The organism is Dellaglioa sp. CoH-55-MRSF-7 (assembly GCF_056782235.1).
The window spans coordinates 1-396 of sequence record NZ_JBXAYI010000080.1 but is presented as its reverse complement, the minus strand read 5'-3'; the positions used below and the strand labels follow the sequence as shown (position 1 = coordinate 396).

Sequence of the window (396 nt, the reverse complement as noted above, 5' to 3'; positions counted from 1 at the left end):
GACCGAAACAGGCTCGTAGGTAACGGCCTGAACCGTCTTGCTCAGGTTTACTGAGATTCGTGTCACTTTCATTGGTAATTCGTTCTCCGAATTTCACGCAAGATCATGCGCAGGTTTTCCTTGTAAGGCTTCGCGGTCAGGGCTCGACGCTTCTTAGCGCGATTGATGATGCGACGCGCCACTTCCCATTCTGCTCGCGAGTACTCCGGGCACGTGTGATTGGTCTTGTCAAAATCGCACCACGCGAAAAAATGGCGAACGAATCCGGATCGATTCATCTGGGCTCGCATAAAATCAGCCATCGCAACACCCAGCTCACGGTGCGCCTCGTCATGCACAAACACTGCGTTCCCCGCGCTCATGCCAGTCTCTCCAGTTCAGCGGAGCATCCGCAGC

1 protein-coding gene is annotated in these 396 nt (G+C 54.5%); it reads left to right on the top strand.

Annotated elements, in window-relative coordinates:
- Positions 1-215: 215 nt before the first annotated feature.
- A partial coding sequence (locus tag AC1RPU_RS07950) for a hypothetical protein (protein WP_481769637.1) occupies positions 216-396 on the top strand: 181 nt, incomplete at its 3' end.